The organism is Streptomyces sp. NPDC001709 (assembly GCF_053596375.1).
This window is the reverse complement of record NZ_JBSFGB010000023.1, coordinates 99,955-117,371: the sequence shown is the minus strand read 5'-3', so window position 1 is coordinate 117,371 and position 17,417 is coordinate 99,955. Positions and strand designations below refer to the sequence as shown.

Sequence of the window (17,417 nt, the reverse complement as noted above, 5' to 3'; positions counted from 1 at the left end):
CGTGTCCGGCGGATGCTGTCGCAGACGCGGGGGCTGGCACGCCCATCTGCACGCACCAGCCCCCGCTCACCTGCGCTGATGAGGCGCCGTCACTTTCCTGCGGCCTGATCCGCCGGACAGGCCCTAGTCCTCGTCCCGGAGTCTCCGCCAGACGCGGGTGCGGTGCAGCACGAAGAAGGCGACGATCAGGACGACCGCCTGAAGTCCCACGGCGAGCAGCCAGAAGACCGCCCTGCTCTCCAACTCGTCGGTCAGGAAGGTGAAGTTCATACCGAAGAAGCCGGTCAGGAACGACAGCGGCAGGAAGATCACCGACACGATGGTCAACCGGTTGATCACGCTGTTCTGTTCGCCGGCGACCAGGGAGCCGTAGCTGGCGAAGGCCCGGCGGGCGGCCTCCTGGAGGGACTCGGTGTCCGCGAGGACCAGCCGCGCCGCGCGCTGGAACTCCTGGGCGAGCCGCTGCCGTTCCACCGGAAAGTCGCGGCTCATCATCCTGCGGGTGATCATGTCTTCGACCACCTGGAGGTAGGGCAGCAACGAGTGGTGCAGCAGGGCGGCACGGCGGCGCAGCTGGGACAGCCGGTAGATCTGCTCGGGTCGCCGCTCCTCGAACATGTCGTCCTCCAGCTCCTCCACCTGGAGCAGCGCATGCACCGTGGCGCGGCGAAACGTCGCCAGCGCCTCCTGGAGCAGCAGGAACAGCGTGGCCACGGCGTCGTGGGGCCTCTCCCGCCGCAGGTGCGTCGTGATGTCCGCCGCCAGGACGGCCCGGCCCCGGTGGGCGGTCACCAGGAAGCGCTCGCCGGCCAGGGCGTGCACATGGGCGACCCGCCCGCCATGGACCAGCGGCACGACGAAGCCGGCGACGTCGCCCAGGAACTCCGCCCGCGCCGCCTCACCCTGCTCGCCGAACCAGGCCAGCTCCTCGGCGTCCAGCCCGAGCCGGCGGGCCAGCGGCTCGTCCGCCGGGCCCGCCTCCTCCGGCAGTTCGACATCGAGGAGCACAAAACGGTCCCTGGCGAGCCGCTGACGCGCCTCCGACACGGAGACACAGGTCGTGACCCCCTCCGGCAACGACACCATCGTTACGATCATCACCCGCGACTTCTTCAGCCGAACCGGCCGGAAGCCTCGTCCCGCTCCACACACAGGGCCCAGATGATGAATCCGGAGAACGCGATCAGCACGATCGACCAGACCGGGTGGTACGGCAGGGAGAGGAAGCTGGCGATGATGATCAGCGAGGCGATGGCCACTCCGCAGACGCGCGCCCACAAGGCGCCCCGGAAGAGGCCGAAGGCCACGAGCAGTGCGACCACGCCCAGGGCCAGATGGACCCAGCCCCAGCCGGTGAGGTCGAACCGGAACACATAGCCGCGTGTGATGAGGAACACGTCGTCGTGCGCGATCGCCATGATGCCGCGGAAGACGTCCAGCATCCCGACGAGCATGAGCATGACCGCGCCGAAGGCGGTCAGGCCGGTCGCCCATTGCTGCCTGGCGGCGGGTGTGGTTGCGGTGGGTGTGACGGTCATCGTGCGACCTCGTTTCTGTGCTGTGCGACCTACCGGCGGAGATGTCATCCCTGTGGATCACGTGGTTCGTCCCGCTCTTCCGGATCGCCTGCAAGCCGCTAGCCGTTCCGTCCGGTTCCCAGCGTGCGCGGGCCGGGAGTGCGGCCACCTCACCCGGGGCGGGTGAACGGCCCTCACGGGAACGACGGATCCGCCCCCTCGGGCCTCGGCCCCGTCGCGGCGGCCAGGACCGCCGTGACGGCGAGCACGGCCACGACCAGCAGCAGAACGACCGCCACCACACCGACCGTCGGGTGGTTCCACAGCACGAGGGACAGGACACCGGCCCCGATGACGACACCGGTGGTCCACGACCGATGGACGGCCAGCCACTGTCCGAAGTAGCCGGTGTGTACACCGGCGCGGCTCAGTTTCCGCCCCGCCGCGGTGGCGCCCTTCTGCGCCGCGGACCGCACGGCCCGGGCCACTCGGCTCGGCCCGTACAGGAAGGCCGACAGCGCCGTGATCAGGGAGACGACGAGCAGGGTGCGGACACTGTCACGCAGGAAACGGACAAAGGCGTCGAAGATCACTGCCGCGGCATCGGGTGGCAACGTGGTCGGGGGGACCGAGTCGAGGTAGACACGCCGTACGACGACCAGGGCCACGAGCAGCACGATCATCATGGCGCCGATGCCCAGGGACGCCACCATCAGCATCAGCCGGTGTCCCGGAGCGGCCCACACGGCCGCGGCGGCCGCGGCGAGGGTCAGTACGGGCATCCAGTTGCCGAGGACGTCGAGCAGCCGCATCGCGTTCTGGGCCTTGCGCAGCTTGTCGGTGCGGAACAGGGTGACCGAGCGGTCGATCTGCGGGATGGCGGAGGCCCGCTTGAAGCCGGCGTCGACAAGGCGCTTCTTCACCTGGTCGATGACCACTCCGATGTCGAGCTGGACGGTGTCGCCCTGGGCCTTGAGCGCTCCCTGCCCTTCTCCGGTGAGCATGCCCACCACCGAGGACTGTGCCCGCCGGTTGGCCGCCACCCATGTCTGCCGGAAGACGTCGCTGGTCACCACGCGGTCGATGGTGCGGTGCACGACCGTCTGCAGGGCGGCGCGCAGGGGGCCGGTCAGCGCCTGGGAGGCGTCGACCACACGGGGCGGCGCGCCGTTGTCCGCGAGCACCTTGCTGAGCGAGGCCGTCACGGCCTGGACATCGACCTGGGCCACCACGCGATTCGTCAACCGGTTCACGAGGGCGTTCTGGACGGCCGGTGCCGAGGCGAGCGGTGCCACGGTCTGCACGTACCGGTCGTTGTCGGCGACCGTGTCGTGAACCCAGACCGCGACGACGGCCGGCGGAGCGAGCACGAGCGTCAGCACCAGGAGAACCGACGCGGCCAGATGGCGCAGGCGCCGGTGGCGCAGCCGCGCGGCACGGCGGAGCCGCAGGTACTCCGCGTGTTCCTCGGCGGTGAGGACGTGACCGGCCGGTGGGGGCGAGCCCGGACCGGAGGGGCCGGGGGCGGTGCCGGAAGCCATGGCTCCTCCTCGGGCGGGAGTGTCGTCGGCGGCAGAACGGGGACCGCACCGGTCCAGCGTCCCGCCGGCCGGTCGCCGTGGGCGTCACCCCTGGCGGGTGATCCGTACGGAGGGCCGGGGCGGTGAGGTGGGTACCGAGGGCCGGCGGTCGGCCTGCGGTGGAGCGGACGAAGAGGCACGAGATGACCGATCCAGTGGCCGGCAGGAAGCAGCCGTCCTCGCCGAAGCGCGTGCCGCGTCCCAGCCGGCCGGGGCCCAGGGCCACGGCCGTGTCCGTCGCCCGGTCGGTCGGCGTCGCGGTCGGCCTCGTCGTGGCGTACTACTTGTTGCCGCTGGACTGGCACGGCGGGGACGTCACCGCACTGCTCCTCGTCGGTGGCCTGCTGGCGGTCGTCCTGTTCTTCGGCTGGGAGGTGTGGCTCATCATGCACTCGCCCTCGCCGCGGCTGAAGGCCGTCGAGGCCCTGGCGGTGACGGTCGCCTTTTATCTGGTCCTCTACGCGAGCGGGTACTACCTGCTCGAACACGCTCTGCCCGGCTCCTTCAGCAGGCACCTGAGCAGAACGGACGCGTTGTACTTCACGCTCTCCACGTTCACCACCGTCGGCTTCGGCGACATCACCCCGGTCGTCGAGACGGCCAGGGTGGTGGTGATGTGCCAGATGACCTGCAGTCTGCTGATCGTGGGTGTGGCGGCACGGGTGCTCGCGGCCGCGGTCCGCGTCGGACTTCGCCGCCAGGGGCGGGACACGCCGGAGTGAGTCGGCCGGTTCACGACGGCATCTGGCGTATCTCGAGGACCCTCAACCCCAATGACTGGCAGCGGGCCAGCAACCCGTACAGGTGCGCCTCGTCGACGACCGTTCCGAAGAGGATGGTCTGACCGGCCATCAGCACGTGGTCCAGCTCGGGGAATGCCTTCACCAGCGGCTCGGTCATGTGTCCGTCGACGCGAATCTCGTAGCGCATGAGCCGCTCTTCCCCACGCTTGCCGGGAGGGCATGCCAGTCCCTGTCGGTGCGATCCTCCGCCCTCGGTGCGCCGCTCTGCCTCACCCTCGGGAGGTGATACCGCCGCGTCACAGGAGACCCAGGTCGCGCGCGCGGCGCACCGCGTCGTGACGCCGGTTCACCGCCAGTTTCCGGTAGGCACTCTTGAGATGGGTCTTGACCGTGTTGACCGACACATACAGATCGGCGGCGATCTCCTCCGTCGACATCATCCGCGCCAGCCGGCACAGGACGTCGCGTTCGCGTCCGCTCAGCTCCTCCACCACCGGCAGCGGCGGCTGCTCCCCGGCCCGCCCCGCCCCGCCGGGCACCGGCGAGCCCGGGGTGAGCCAGCCCTCGGCCAGTCCGCGCAACGGCACCGTGCGCAGCAGCGGGCGCAGCCACGCTCCCGCGTCCACGAAGGGGCGTCGCAGCCGCTCGCGCCGGGCTTCCCGGAGTGCCTGGGCGACGAGCCGGTGCTGGGTGGCGAAGTCTCCGCCCTCGCCTGCCGCCTGGGCTCTGACCAGAGCGGCCCGTACCGCGATGGCGGGGCCCGTACGGGCCTGTGGCCGCACTTCGTCGAGCAGTGCGGCCGCGGCCTCGGGTCTGCCCGCGGCGAGCTCGGCCTGCGCGGCTGCCACGAGGCACACCGGATCGCCGTCGGGCTGTTCCGCCAGCAGCTTGACGGCGATCTCCGGCCGGCCCTCGGCGAGGTGAGCGGCGGCGGCCACGCAGACCGTGTGCGCTTCGGCCCAGGGGGACGCCACATCGGCCACGACGGACCGGTCCGCCGCTTCGAGTGCGGCCTGTGTGTCGCCGCGGGCCAGGCACAGGCGCCCGGTGACGATGGACCGCTCCGCTTGTGCCACCGGGTCCAGCGGCAGGCCCTGTCCGTCCGCCGCGGCATCGAGGAACGCCTCGGCCCGGTCCAGCTCGTCGCGGTCGACGGCCACCGCGGCCAGGACCAGTGATGCCAGCCCCGGCCCGGGCGCCGGGGGCGGGCTGCCGCTCCCCGCCGTGGTGACCGTGGCCAACGCCTTGCGCTCGGCTCTGCCCGGCCAGCCCGTCAGATGGTCGATCAGCGCCAGGTGGCCCAGACACTCCTGGCGCGCCTGTGCCGTTGCCGCCGCCCGGCCGGAGTCGACCACCGCGGTCAGGGCCGCTCGGGCGTCCCGGACACGGCCGGCCCACAGGCGTGCCGAGCCGAGATGGGTGAGCAGAAGTGCGATCAGCTCGGGGTGCGCTTCCAGAAGCCGGCCGGGCACGTCGCGCCGAAGCTTCTCAGCCGCCTGTGCCGCCGCCTCCGCCCGTCCCGGCGCACCGGTCAGGCGCGCTGCCAGGGCTTCCAGGAAGGCGCAGCTCAGCCGGGTCGCGGCCAGGTCGTCCGCGGCGACGTCGTCGTCGCCGGCTGGTCCGTTGCGCGGTGCCAGGGCCTGTGCCGCCCGTTGCAAGCGGGACAGGCCGCGCTCGACGTCGCAATGGGACAGTTCGCGGGCCGCACGGACCAGGTCCGTGGCGGAACCGGTGGGCTCGGACCCCATGTGTGAGAACAGTTCGGACAGATCGTCCGCGTGCAGGCCGGTGAAGATCTCCCCGATGGCGAGATCGCCTATGAGGGCGCCGGCGGCGGTCTCCCAGTCGTGCGCCGCAGCCGCGTGGCCGAGCGTTTCACCGAGGGACCCGAAGTGCCGCAGCCAGTGGGCCGCGCGTCGGTGGAGTTCGGCTTCCAGCCCTGGAGAGCGCACCCGGAGGTGGGCGCGGAGGATCTCCCCGAACAGCGGATGGAGCCGGAACCAGGCGTGCCCAAGGTACTCGACGAATGCGTTCTCGCGGTGCAGCCCGGTCAGGACGCGTTCGGCGTCGGTGCGCCCGGTGAGGGCGTTGGCGAGCTCCGGACAGCAGCGTTCGAGGACGCTGATCCGCAGCAGCAGATCCTGCGTCTCGGCCCGCTGCCGCTTGAGCACCTCGGCCAGCAGGAAGTCGGCGATCGTGGTGCGGTCGGCCTCGAACTCCTTCAGATACCTGCCCGGGTCGGGCTCTCCCTGCGCGGCCAGGGCGCACAGCCGCAGTCCGGCAGCCCAGCCCCGGGTGCGCTCCACCAGCGCACCCACGTCGTCGGCCGGGAGGCGCAGCCCGTGCAGCGCCAGAAGATCCGCTGCCTCGTCGCGGGTGAAGGCCAGCTCGGCGTTCCTGATCTCCGTGATGGCGCCGGCCGCCCGGTACCGGTGCAGCGGGAGCAGCGGTTCGGTGCGGGTGACCAGGACCAGGCGCATGCCGTGTCCCGCCTGCTGGAGGACGAATTCCAGCTGATCCGCGATCTCGGGGTCGGCCGCCCGGTCGTACTCGTCGATGATCAGGATCACCGGAGCGTTCCGGGCGCTCAGTTCGGCGGCGAGCCGCGTGAGCAGCGTGTCGTGCACGTGGCCGGGTTCGGTGGGGAAGCCGACATCGGGGGTCAGGGGCACGCCGACAAGGCGCAGGGCCTTCAGGAGATACGCCCAGAAGGTTCCGCAGCCTTTGTCCGCCACCCGCGCGGTGAGCCAGGCGACGGGCCCGTCCCGCGCCGAGGCCCAGTCGGCGACCAGCAGCGTCTTGCCGGCTCCCGCGGCTCCATGGACCACGGTCAACGGGGTCGCGGGGGCCCCGTCGAGGTGACCGACCAGCCGGTCGCGGCGCAGGAACGTCACGGGCCGCGTCGGAACGGCGAACTGCGTCAGGAGGAACGGATCCCCTCGGGGATCGGCAGGGGATGTGGTCGGCGCCGGTCCGTTCCCGCCTGGTACGGCCATGGTGTTCACCACCACTCATGATCCTCAGGTAGCGGACAACGCTTCTCCCCCCACCATCAAGCATCTCCCCGCACTGTCACGCGGAACAGGGGCCACAGGTCCCTGGGAAGGGCAGGACAGCCCTGGCCGGTGCTTGTCCGGTCCCGCCCGCCGCACTAGGGCCTGTCCGGCGGATCAAGTCGGAGGGAAACAACGGGGCCTGATCAACGCAGATGGGCGTACCAGCCCCCGTGTCTCCGGCATGATCCGCCGGACAGGCCCTAGCCTCCGTGCGTGATCACTGGTGCACACGTGGTGCTCTACAGCAGGGACCCCGAGGCCGACCGGGCCTTTCTGCGGGGCACCCTCTGCTGGCCGTACGTCGACGCGGGCCGCGGATGGCTCATCTTCAAGGCGCCACCTGCCGAGGTGGCCTGTCATCCCACCGACGGCGAGCCCTCGCACGAGCTGATGCTGATGTGCGACGACCTGGACGAGACCCGGCGTCAACTCACCGAGCGGGGAGTGGAGTTCACCCGCCCGGTGGAGGAGGCCCGCTGGGGCAGGGTGACCGCCCTCAGCCTGCCGGGCGGCGGCGAACTCGCGCTGTACGAGCCGCGTCACCCGAGGCCGTAGACAGCAGGGCTTCAGCCCCGACCCGCTCGGCCCCTGTCGCCTGCTTCCCCGCGGCGCGGCCGAGCCGGTCGCCGATGTGCCCGAGGGGCGTGGGTGTGCGCGGACCGGAACGCGGTGGTCCGTGCGTGCGGGCGCGTCAGCCGGCCGCCCGCTCCGCCGTCAGGTAGGCGATCACCATGTCGCCGAGCATGGTCCGGTAGTGCTCCCGCTGCGCGGGGTCCACCAGGTCCCGGCCGAACAGGGCGCCGAAGGTGTGCCGGTTGGCCACCCGGAAGAAGCAGAACGAGCTGATCACCGCGTGCAGATCGACCGCGTCCACGTCGGCCGTGAACAGCCCCGACTCCTGCCCCGCGGCGAGGATCCGGCGGATCACCTCCAGCGCCGGCGAGCCGATCCTCCCGAGCTTCCGGGAGGCCGCGATGTGCTCGGCGCCGTGGATGTTCTCGATGCTGACCAGGCGGATGAAGTCGGGGTGGCGCTCGTGGTGGTCGAAGGTCAGCTCGGCCAGGCGCCGGATCGCGGCGACCGGGTCCAGATGCTCCACGTCCAGCTGCTGCTCGGCCTCGCGGATCACCCCGTACGCCCGCTCCAGCACGGCCGTGAACAGCTGTTCCTTGCCGCCGAAGTAGTAGTAGATCATCCGCTTCGTGGTGCGGGTGAGGGCCGCTATCTCGTCGACCCGGGCGCCGTCGTAGCCGGCCCGGGCGAACTCCTGCGTGGCCACGTCGAGGATCTCGGCCTTGGTGCGGGCGGCGTCGCGCACCCGTCCACCGGGTCGTACGGGCTCTTCGACGCTGGTCATCGGTGTCCTTCGGGCCGGTGGACGCCTGGGCGGCGCGCTCGCTGTGCGTGCCGGTGATTGTAGAAGCAGGGTCGCGGTCCGCGGCCGGGGTCTTCCTCACAGCACGTACGGCTGACAGCGCCACGAACACGCCGGTGCGGCTCGCGGCCCAGCACGCCGGGCGGTGGTGACAAGGCGGTGGAAAAGCGGTGGAAAAGCGGTGGAAGAGGAGGTGAAGGAGCCGGTGAGTCCGCGGTGAGACCTCGGTGAGACCCGGACCGGCCAGGCGCGACTCCCCGGTGGGGCGGTCGATACTCACACGGTCCGGGACGTAACCCGGTGTCCCGGACCGAGAGTCCCCGGACCGGGTGCCTGGACGTCCCATGCCGATACCCGCCGGCCGGCCGCTACTGCGCCCCGACCTGCCACCGACCGCACCCATCGCGCCCGCCGTGGCCCGCACCGAGCGCTACGAGCGGCCGGTGCTCGCCGCGATCGCCGTGCTCGCCGCCGTTCTGTGCCTGTGGGGCCTCGGCCACAGCACCTACCACGCCTTCTACGCGAGCGCGGTGCGCAGCATGACCGACAGCCCGGCCGACTTCTTCTACGGCTCCTTCGACCCGGCGGGCTCCATCACGCTGGACAAGCTGCCCGGCTTCCTGTGGCCGCAGGCCCTGGCCGCGCTGGTGTTCGGCTTCCACCCGTGGGTGCTGGTGCTGCCCCAGGCCCTGGAGATGGTGGCCTGCGTCCTGCTGCTGCATCTGCTGGTGCGCCGCTGGGCCGGGGTGCCCGCCGGGCTGCTGGCCGCCGCGTTCCTCACGCTGACCCCGGTGACGGTGGGCCTAGGCCGCTCGGTCACCGAGGACGCCCCGTTCGTGCTGCTCCTGCTGCTGGCCGCCGAGGCGACCTGGCGGGCCACCGAGAAGGCCCGCCCGCGCACCCTGCTGCTGGCGGGTCTCTGGGTGGGCCTGGCCTTCCAGTGCAAGATGCTGGAGGCCTGGGCGGTGCTGCCCGCGCTGGCCGTGACCTACCTCGTCGCCGCGCCCGCCGCACTGCGCCGCCGTATCGGCCATGTGGCCCTGGCCGGCGCGGTGACCGTGACGGTGTCGCTGTCGTGGATGGTGGCCGTCGCCCTCACCCCGGCGGGCGCCCGCCCGTACCTGGACGGCACCACCGACGACTCGCCGTTCGCGCTGGTCGTCGGCTACAACTTCCTGACCCGTTTCCACGACGTCGGCATCGACGCGGCCGGCACCGGCAGCATCGTGGCGAGCCGCACGGCGCACGAGGCCGGACACCTGGGACCGGGCATGGGCGACGGTGTGGGGAAGATGTTCAGCCCGGGCCTGGCCACCCAGACCGGCTGGCTGTACCCGCTGGCCGCGCTCGGCCTCGTCGGCGGGCTGCTGGCGCTGCGGCGGCGCCGCGTGCCGCGCACCGACCGGCTGCTGGCCGGGTATGTGCTGTGGGGGGTGTGGCTCGCGACCTTCTTCGCCGTCTTCAGCTTCGGCAGCGTCACCGGCCACACCTACTACATGGGAGTCGTCGCGGTAGCCGTCGCCGCGCTCGCCGCGGCCGGCGTCGTCCAGGCCCGGCGCTCCCGGGTGCTCGCCGCCGTCCTCGCCGTCGACCTCGTCTGGTGCGCGGTCCTCACGCTGTGGTACCCCCGCTTCCAGCCCTGGTCGGCGCCCTGTGCGGCCGCCGTCGGCCTGCTCGCCCTGCTGCTCGCGGGCCTGCGCCGGCCAGCCGCGCTCGCCACCGCCCTCGCCGCGGTCCTGCTGATCCCGGCCGTGTGGACGGCGTCCGCGCTGTCCCCGCGCTACAACCAGCCCGGCGGCTTCGGCCGGGTCGGCCCCACCAGCCCCCACGGCGGCGCGCCGGCCACCCTCGGGCCCCGGCACCGGCGGCTGCTCGCCTACCTGACCGCGCACCGCGACGGCGCCCGCTACCTGGCCGCCGTGCCCGGCTGGCAGAGCGCCGCGCCGTTCGTCATCGCCGCCGACGCCCCCGTGCTGCCGATGGGCGGTTTCACCGGCCGCGTCCCCTATCCGACACCGGCCGCCTTCCGCCGGCTGGTGGACACCGGGCGGCTGCACTACGTCCTGGTCCCGCGCGCCGATCTCACGGCCGCGGGTCCGGTCGGCGCAGTGCTGCGCTGGACCGCCGCCCACTGCGCGCTCGTCCCGCCGGCCGCCTACGACCCAGGTGACCGGACCCGGCTGCTGTACCGCTGCGGCCCGGCTCACCAGGGGTGAACCGGGCCGTGGGCAAAAGGCCTCGTGGGTAAAGAGCCTCGTGAGCGAAAGGCCCCGCGGCCGACAGGCCGTTACGGCCGTCTGTTCCACTCGGCGATCACGGGCCGCCCGTGCTCGGTGGACAGCCTGCTGACCGTCCCCGTGGCCAGCTGGAACAGCCGGCCCTCGGCGGGCGGCAGCCCCAGCCGGCGGGCGGTGAGCACCCGCAGGAAGTGGGCGTGGGCGACGAGGATCACGTCCCCCTCCGCCAGGGCCGGGGACACGCGAGCCAGCACCCGGTCGGCGCGGGCGCCGATCTGCTGCGGTGACTCGCCCGGGTGCCCCTCGGGACCGGGCGGCACCCCGTCCGTCCACAGGTCCCAGCCGGGGCGCGCCCGGTGGATGTCGACCGTGGTGACGCCCTCGTAGCCGCCGTAGTCCCACTCGTGCAGATCGGGGTCGGGCACGACGCCGGTCAGGCCCGCCAGTTCGGCGGTGCGCAGCGCGCGGTCCAGCGGGCTGGCCAGCGCCAGGGCACAGGTCCGGCCGGTGAGCAGCGGGGCGAGGGATTTGGCCTGTTCCTCGCCGGGCCCGGTCAGGGGCAGGTCGGTCCAGCTGGTGTGCTGTCCCGACCGGCTCCATTCCGTCTCACCGTGGCGGACCAGCAGGAGGTCCCCCACGGCGGGTCAGTCCTTCTTCTCGACCGCGTGGCCGCCGAACTGGTTGCGCAGCGCGGCGATCATCTTCATCTGCGGGGAGTCGTCCTGCCGCGAGGCGAACCGGGCGAACAGGGAGGCGGTGATCGCGGGCAGCGGCACCGCGTTGTCGATGGCCGCCTCGACCGTCCAGCGGCCCTCGCCGGAGTCCTCCGCGTAACCGCGCAGCTTCTCCAGGTGCTCGTCCTCGTCCAGGGCGTTGACCGCGAGGTCCAGCAGCCAGGAGCGGATGACCGTGCCCTCCTGCCAGGAGCGGAACACCTCGCGGACGTTCTCCACCGAGTGGACCTTCTCCAGCAGTTCCCAGCCCTCGGCGTAGGCCTGCATCATGGCGTACTCGATGCCGTTGTGGACCATCTTGGAGAAGTGCCCGGCGCCGACCCGGCCCGCGTGGACATAGCCGTACGGGCCCTCCGGCTTGAGCGCCTCGAAGATCGGCTGCAGCCGGTCCACGTGCTCCTTGTCGCCGCCGACCATGAGCGCGTAGCCGTTCTCCAGACCCCACACACCGCCGGAGACACCGGCGTCGACGAAGCCGATGCCCTTGATACCGAGGGCGGCGGCGTGCTTCTCGTCGTCCGTCCAGCGCGAGTTGCCGCCGTCGATCACCGTGTCGCCGGGCTCGAGCAGGTCGCCCAGTTCGTCGACGACCGTCTGCGTGGCGGTGCCGGCCGGGACCATCACCCACACCTGGCGCGGCGCGTCCAGCTTCTCGACCAGTTCGGCGAGGGACTTGACGTCGGAGACCTCGGGGTTGCGGTCGTAGCCGATGACGGTGTGGCCGGCGCGGCGGATCCGCTCGCGCATGTTGCCGCCCATCTTGCCGAGACCGATGAGACCGAGCTGCATGATCAGTTCACTTCCTGAGCGTTCTTGAGGGTGCGGTAGGCGGCGACGAGGGCCGTGGTGGACGGGTCGAGACCGGGGACGTCTGCGCCCTCGGTGAGGGCGGGCTCGACGCGCTTGGCGAGGACCTTGCCGAGTTCCACGCCCCACTGGTCGAAGGAGTCGATGTTCCAGACCGCGCCCTGCACGAACACCTTGTGCTCGTAGAGGGCGATCAGCTGGCCGAGCACGGACGGGGTCAGCTCGCCGGCGAGGATCGTGGTGGTGGGGTGGCCGCCGCGGAAGGTGCGGTGCGTGATCTGCTCCTGAGGCACGCCCTCCGCGCGGACCTCCTCGGCACTCTTGCCGAAGGCCAGCGCCTGGGTCTGGGCGAAGAAGTTGGCCATCAACAGGTCGTGCTGCGCCTTGAGCCCACCGCTCAGCTCGCCGACGGGCCGGGCGAAGCCGATGAAGTCCGCCGGGATCAGCTTGGTGCCCTGGTGGATCAACTGGTAGTAGGCGTGCTGCCCGTTGGTGCCCGGTGTGCCCCAGACGACCGGTCCGGTCTGCCACTGCACCGGCTCGCCGTCGCGCTGCACCGACTTGCCGTTGGACTCCATGTCCAGCTGCTGGAGGTAGGCGGTGAACTTCGACAGGTAATGGCTGTACGGCAGCACCGCGTGCGACTGGGCGTCGTGGAAGTTGCCGTACCAGATGCCCAACAGGCCCAGGATCAAAGGCGCGTTGGCCTCGGCGGGCGCGGTGCGGAAGTGCTCGTCCATCAGCCGGAAGCCGTCGAGCATCTCCCGGAAACGCTCCGGGCCGATGGCGATCATCAGGGACAGGCCGATCGCCGAGTCGTACGAGTACCGGCCGCCGACCCAGTCCCAGAATTCGAACATGTTGTCCGGGTCGATGCCGAACTCGGTGACCTTCTCCGCGTTGGTCGACAGCGCCACGAAGTGCTTCGCGACGGCCTTCTCCTCGCCCTCCAGCCCGTCGAGCAGCCACGTGCGCGCGGACGTCGCGTTCGTGATCGTCTCGATCGTGGTGAACGTCTTGGACGCGACGATGAACAGGGTCTCCGCCGGATCCAGGTCACGGGTCGCCTCGTGCAGGTCGGCGCCGTCCACGTTCGACACGAAGCGGAACGTCAACTCCCGTGCGGTGTACGGGCGCAGCACCTCGTAGGCCATCGCGGGGCCGAGGTCGGAGCCGCCGATGCCGATGTTGACGACGTTCCTGATCCGCTTGCCGGTGTGGCCGGTCCACTCGCCGGAGCGGACCCGGCCTGCGAAGCGGGCCATCTTGTCGAGCACGGCGTGCACCTTCGGGACGACGTTCTCGCCGTCGACCTCGATCACCGCGTCCCGCGCGGCGCGCAGCGCGGTGTGCAGCACGGCACGGTTCTCGGTGACGTTGATCTTCTCGCCGCGGAACATGGCGTCCCGGAGCGCGAACACGCCGGTGGCGGTGGCGAGTTCCTGGAGCAGGGCCAGGGTCTCGTCGGTGATCAGATGCTTGCTGTAGTCGATGTACAGGTCGCCGACCCGTACGACGTACCGCTCGGCGCGGCCGGGGTCCGCCGCGAACAGCTCGCGCAGGTGCGGCCGGCCCTCGGCGCGGTGGTCGGCGAGGGCCGCCCACTCGGGCCGGTTGCTGAGATCCGGGAACCTCGGAAATTCGGACTCTGCCATCTCAGGCGTTCTCCTTGGCGGCCTCGCCCCTGAGGGCGATGGCGTACATCTCGTCGGCGTCGAGGCGGCGCAGTTCCTCGGCGATGAGTTCGGAGGTGGGGCGGACCTTCAGGGCCAGGGTGCGCGGCGGCTGGCCCGGCAGGGACAGCGTGGCGAGGGGGCCCTCGGGGCGGTCGATGCGGACCTCGCCGTTCGCGGTGCCGAGGCGCACGGCCGTGACGACCGGGCCCCCGGTGACCACACGCTCCACGCTCACGTGCAGCCGGGCCTCCAGCCAGCGGGCCAGCAGTTCGGCACTGGGGTTGTCCGCCTCGGCCTCGACGGCCGCCGAGGTCACCTTCTCCCGGGCCTGGTCCAGGGCGGCGGCCAGCATCGAGCGCCACAGCGTGAGCCGGGTCCAGGCGAGGTCGGTGTCGCCGGGGGCGTAGTTGCGGGCGCGGGTGTCCAGGACCTCCATCGGCCGCTCGAACGCGTACAGGTCGGTGATCCGGCGCTGGGCGAGAGCGCCGAGCGGATCCCTGGACGGGGCGTCGGGCGCGTCCACCGGCCACCACACGACGACGGGCGCGTCCGGCAGCAGCAGCGGCAGGACGACCGAGTCGGCGTGCTCGGACACCTCGCCGTAGGTGCGCAGCACCACCGTCTCGCCGGTGCCCGCCTCGGAGCCGACCCGGACCTCCGCGTCGAGCCGGGAGTGCGTGCGGTCGCGCAGGGTGCGCACATGCCGCTTGATGACGACCAGGGTCCGCATCGGGTGCTCGTGCGAGGCGTCCTCGGCGGCCTTGATCGAGTCGTAGGCGTTCTCCTCGTCCGTGACGATGACCATCGTCAGGACCATGCCCACGGCCGGGGTGCCGATGGCGCGGCGGCCCTGCACCAACGCCTTGTTGATCTTGCTTGCCGTGGTGTCGGTCAGGTCGATCTTCATGGCCTGCGCCAGCTCCGTCCGTCTCGTGCGAGCATCTCGTCCGCTTCCTCGGGTCCCCAGCTGCCCGACGCGTACTGCGCCGGCCTGCCGTGCGCCGCCCAGTACTCCTCGATCGGGTCGAGGATCTTCCAGGACTCTTCCACTTCCTGGTGACGGGGGAACAAATTCGCGTCGCCCAGCAGTACGTCCAGGATGAGCCGCTCGTACGCCTCCGGGCTGGACTCCGTGAACGACTCGCCGTAGGCGAAGTCCATGGAGACGTCCCGGATCTCCATCGAGGTGCCCGGCACCTTCGAGCCGAACCGCACGGTCATGCCCTCGTCGGGCTGGACCCGGATCACGATCGCGTTCTGGCCGAGTTCCTCGGTGGCGGTGGAGTCGAAGGGGGAGTGCGGGGCCCGCTTGAAGACCACCGCGATCTCGGTGACCCGGCGGCCGAGCCGCTTGCCGGTGCGCAGGTAGAAGGGGACACCCGCCCAGCGGCGGTTGTCGATGCCCAGCTTGATCGCGGCGAAGGTGTCGGTCTTCGACGCGGGGTCGATGCCCTCCTCCTGCAGATAGCCGACGACCTTCTCACCGCCCTGCCAGCCGGCCGCGTACTGACCGCGTACGGTGTGCTCGCCGAGCTCCTCCGGCAGCCGCACCGACTTCAGCACCTTCAGCTTCTCGGTGAGCAGCGCCTCCGCGTCGAACGCGATCGGCTCCTCCATGGCGGTCAGCGCCATCAGCTGCAGCAGGTGGTTCTGGATGACGTCACGGGCCGCGCCGATGCCGTCGTAGTAGCCGGCCCGGCCGCCGATGCCGATGTCCTCGGCCATCGTGATCTGTACATGGTCGACGTACGACCGGTTCCAGATCGGCTCGTACATCTGGTTGGCGAAGCGCAGCGCCAGGATGTTCTGGACGGTCTCCTTGCCGAGGTAGTGGTCGATCCGGAACACCTGGTCCGGCTCGAACACGTCGTGCACGATCGCGTTCAGCTCGATGGCGCTCGCCAGGTCGTGCCCGAACGGCTTCTCGATGACCGCGCGCCGCCAGGAACCCTTGGGCGGACTCGCCAGGCCGTGCTTCTTCAGCTGCTGCACGACCTTGGGGAAGAACTTCGGCGGCACCGAGAGGTAGAACGCGAAGTTGCCGCCGGTGCCGCGGGAGGCGTCCAGCTCCTCGACGGCGTCCTTCAGCTGCTTGAACGCGGTGTCGTCGTCGAAGTCGCCGGGGATGAACCGCATGCCCTCGGCGAGCTGCTGCCACACCTCCTCGCGGAACGGGGTGCGGGCGTGCTCGCGCACGGAGTCGTGCACGACCTGCGCGAAGTCCTGGTCCTCCCACTCGCGGCGGGCGAAGCCGACGAGGGAGAAGCCCGGCGGCAGCAGACCGCGGTTGGCCAGGTCGTACACCGCCGGCATCAGCTTCTTGCGGGACAGGTCACCGGTCACACCGAAGATGACCAGCCCGGACGGGCCCGCGATCCGGGGCAGCCGGCGGTCGCGGGTGTCCCGCAGCGGGTTCTCCCAGCCGGCGGCCGGCGCCACCGGGACCTGCACCGCCTCGGGTGCGGGTGCCTCGGGGGCGGGTGCCTCCGGTGCGGGTGCCTCGGCGGCGGGTGCGTTCTCGGTCATCGGGCGTCAACTCCCTTGCTCTTCAGGGACGTCGCCACGGCCTCCAGCAGCTCCTGCCAGGCCGCCTCGAACTTGGCCACGCCCTCGTCCTCCAGTTGCTGGACGACCTCGTCGTAGGAGATGCCGAGCCGCTCGACGGCTGCCAGGTCGGCGTGGGCCTGCGCGTAGCCGCCGGTCACCGTGTCGCCGGTGATGTCTCCGTGGTCGGCGACCGCGTTCAGCGTGGCCTCCGGCATGGTGTTGACGGTGCCCGGCGCGACCAGCTCGTCCACGTACAGGGTGTCCTTGTATGCGGGATCCTTCACACCGGTGGACGCCCACAGCGGACGCTGCTTGTTGGCCTTGTCCCCGGCGAGCGCCAGCCAGCGGTCGGACGCGAAGACCTCCTCGTACGCCTCGTAGGCCAGGCGGGCGTTGGCGAGGGCCGCGCGGCCCTTGAGGGCGAGGGCCTCGTCGGTGCCGAGGGCGGTCAGCCGCTTGTCGATCTCGGAGTCCACGCGGGAGACGAAGAAGGACGCCACCGAGTGGATGGTGGAGAGGTCGATGCCGCGCTCGCGGGCCTTCTCCAGGCCGGCCAGATAGGCGGCCATGACCTCGCGGTAGCGCTCCAGGGAGAAGATCAGGGTCACGTTGACGCTGATGCCGAGCCCGATGACCTCGGTGATCGCCGGCAGGCCCGCCTTGGTCGCGGGGATCTTGATCATCACGTTGGGGCGGTCGGCGAGCCAGGCGAGCTGCTTGGCCTCGGCGACGGTGGCCGCTGTGTGGTGGGCCAGGCGCGGGTCGACCTCGATGGAGACGCGGCCGTCACGACCGGCGGAGGTCGTGTATACGGAATCCAGGATATCGGCGGCAGACCGCACATCGGCCGTCGTCATCATCCGCACCGCCTCGTCCACCGTCACCCCCCGTACGGCGAGGTCGGTCAGCTGCTCCTCGTAGCCCTCGCCGGAGCCGATGGCGGCCTGGAAGATGGACGGGTTCGTGGTGACACCGACGGCGCTCCCGCTCGCCACCAGCTCGGCGAGGCTGCCCGAGGTGATCCGCCTGCGCGACAGGTCGTCCAGCCAGATGGACACGCCCTCGTCGGCGAGGCGCTTGAGGGCTCCCGGGGTCGCGATTGCTTCGGTCACAGTGATCATCTTTCTTCTTGTGTCGGTATCGGG

General features: G+C 71.3%; 15 protein-coding genes. 3 read left to right on the top strand and 12 right to left on the bottom strand.

Annotated elements, in window-relative coordinates; all coding sequences use genetic code 11:
- Positions 1–123: 123 nt before the first annotated feature.
- The 3 genes from ACWC0C_RS30050 to ACWC0C_RS30040 all read right to left on the bottom strand — a co-directional run bounded on the left by ACWC0C_RS30050 (position 124) and on the right by ACWC0C_RS30040 (position 3,058).
- Complete coding sequence (locus ACWC0C_RS30050; RefSeq protein WP_449201182.1) at positions 124–1,098, bottom strand: magnesium transporter CorA family protein; 975 nt, start codon at positions 1,096–1,098, stop codon at positions 124–126.
- A 14-nt stretch (positions 1,099–1,112) separates the two neighbouring features.
- Entirely contained in the window at positions 1,113–1,538 is a 426-nt protein-coding gene (locus ACWC0C_RS30045; protein WP_449201183.1) for a DUF7144 family membrane protein, read from the bottom strand.
- A gap of 173 nt (positions 1,539–1,711) precedes the next feature.
- Positions 1,712–3,058, bottom strand: a complete 1,347-nt coding sequence (locus tag ACWC0C_RS30040; RefSeq protein WP_450867148.1) for a hypothetical protein — start codon at positions 3,056–3,058, stop codon at positions 1,712–1,714.
- Between the two features lie 182 nt (positions 3,059–3,240).
- On the opposite strand from ACWC0C_RS30040, the gene ACWC0C_RS30035 reads away from it, so the two are divergent.
- Positions 3,241–3,819, top strand: coding sequence for a potassium channel family protein (locus ACWC0C_RS30035; protein WP_450867146.1), 579 nt, complete (start codon positions 3,241–3,243; stop codon positions 3,817–3,819).
- A 10-nt stretch (positions 3,820–3,829) separates the two neighbouring features.
- Here ACWC0C_RS30035 and ACWC0C_RS30030 read toward each other — a convergent pair whose 3' ends face one another.
- Together ACWC0C_RS30030 and ACWC0C_RS30025 are read right to left on the bottom strand one after the other, a co-directional pair.
- A complete protein-coding gene (locus ACWC0C_RS30030) occupies positions 3,830–4,027 on the bottom strand; it encodes a hypothetical protein (RefSeq protein ID WP_449201186.1) in 198 nt (65 codons plus the stop codon).
- Positions 4,028–4,136: 109 nt separating this feature from the next.
- A complete protein-coding gene (locus tag ACWC0C_RS30025) occupies positions 4,137–6,836 on the bottom strand; it encodes a LuxR C-terminal-related transcriptional regulator (RefSeq protein ID WP_450867145.1) in 2,700 nt (899 codons plus the stop codon).
- Positions 6,837–7,109: 273 nt separating this feature from the next.
- Between ACWC0C_RS30025 and ACWC0C_RS30020 the strand changes: the two genes are divergently transcribed.
- Positions 7,110–7,451 carry a VOC family protein gene (locus tag ACWC0C_RS30020; RefSeq protein WP_450867144.1) on the top strand — a complete coding sequence of 114 codons (342 nt, stop codon included), beginning with the start codon at positions 7,110–7,112 and terminating at the stop codon, positions 7,449–7,451.
- A 136-nt stretch (positions 7,452–7,587) separates the two neighbouring features.
- Here ACWC0C_RS30020 and ACWC0C_RS30015 read toward each other — a convergent pair whose 3' ends face one another.
- Positions 7,588–8,253: a TetR family transcriptional regulator gene (locus ACWC0C_RS30015; RefSeq protein WP_450867142.1), complete on the bottom strand. Its 666-nt coding sequence runs from the start codon at positions 8,251–8,253 to the stop codon at positions 7,588–7,590.
- A 362-nt stretch (positions 8,254–8,615) separates the two neighbouring features.
- On the opposite strand from ACWC0C_RS30015, the gene ACWC0C_RS30010 reads away from it, so the two are divergent.
- The gene (locus ACWC0C_RS30010) at positions 8,616–10,487 is read left to right on the top strand and encodes an ArnT family glycosyltransferase (protein ID WP_450867140.1); all 1,872 of its coding nucleotides are present in this window, start codon (positions 8,616–8,618) and stop codon (positions 10,485–10,487) included.
- Positions 10,488–10,558: 71 nt separating this feature from the next.
- On the opposite strand, the gene ACWC0C_RS30005 is transcribed toward ACWC0C_RS30010, so the two are convergent.
- Genes ACWC0C_RS30005 through tal form a run of 6 tightly spaced genes read right to left on the bottom strand, consistent with a single transcriptional unit; the run spans position 10,559 to position 17,393 of the window.
- On the bottom strand, positions 10,559–11,146 hold the full coding sequence (locus tag ACWC0C_RS30005; RefSeq protein WP_450867138.1) for a histidine phosphatase family protein: 588 nt from the start codon (positions 11,144–11,146) through the stop codon (positions 10,559–10,561).
- Positions 11,147–11,152: 6 nt separating this feature from the next.
- Positions 11,153–12,031: a phosphogluconate dehydrogenase (NAD(+)-dependent, decarboxylating) gene (gnd, locus tag ACWC0C_RS30000; protein ID WP_449201191.1), complete on the bottom strand. Its 879-nt coding sequence runs from the start codon at positions 12,029–12,031 to the stop codon at positions 11,153–11,155.
- Between the two features lie 2 nt (positions 12,032–12,033).
- Entirely contained in the window at positions 12,034–13,704 is a 1,671-nt protein-coding gene (gene pgi, locus ACWC0C_RS29995) for a glucose-6-phosphate isomerase (RefSeq protein ID WP_450867137.1), read from the bottom strand.
- Between the two features lies 1 nt (position 13,705).
- On the bottom strand, positions 13,706–14,632 hold the full coding sequence (opcA, locus tag ACWC0C_RS29990) for a glucose-6-phosphate dehydrogenase assembly protein OpcA (RefSeq protein ID WP_450867136.1): 927 nt from the start codon (positions 14,630–14,632) through the stop codon (positions 13,706–13,708).
- A complete protein-coding gene (zwf, locus tag ACWC0C_RS29985) occupies positions 14,629–16,251 on the bottom strand; it encodes a glucose-6-phosphate dehydrogenase (protein WP_450867134.1) in 1,623 nt (540 codons plus the stop codon). The genes opcA and zwf overlap by 4 nt, the downstream gene beginning before the upstream one ends.
- Positions 16,248–17,393 carry a transaldolase gene (gene tal / locus ACWC0C_RS29980; RefSeq protein ID WP_450867132.1) on the bottom strand — a complete coding sequence of 382 codons (1,146 nt, stop codon included), beginning with the start codon at positions 17,391–17,393 and terminating at the stop codon, positions 16,248–16,250. The genes zwf and tal overlap by 4 nt, the downstream gene beginning before the upstream one ends.
- Positions 17,394–17,417: the final 24 nt, after the last annotated feature.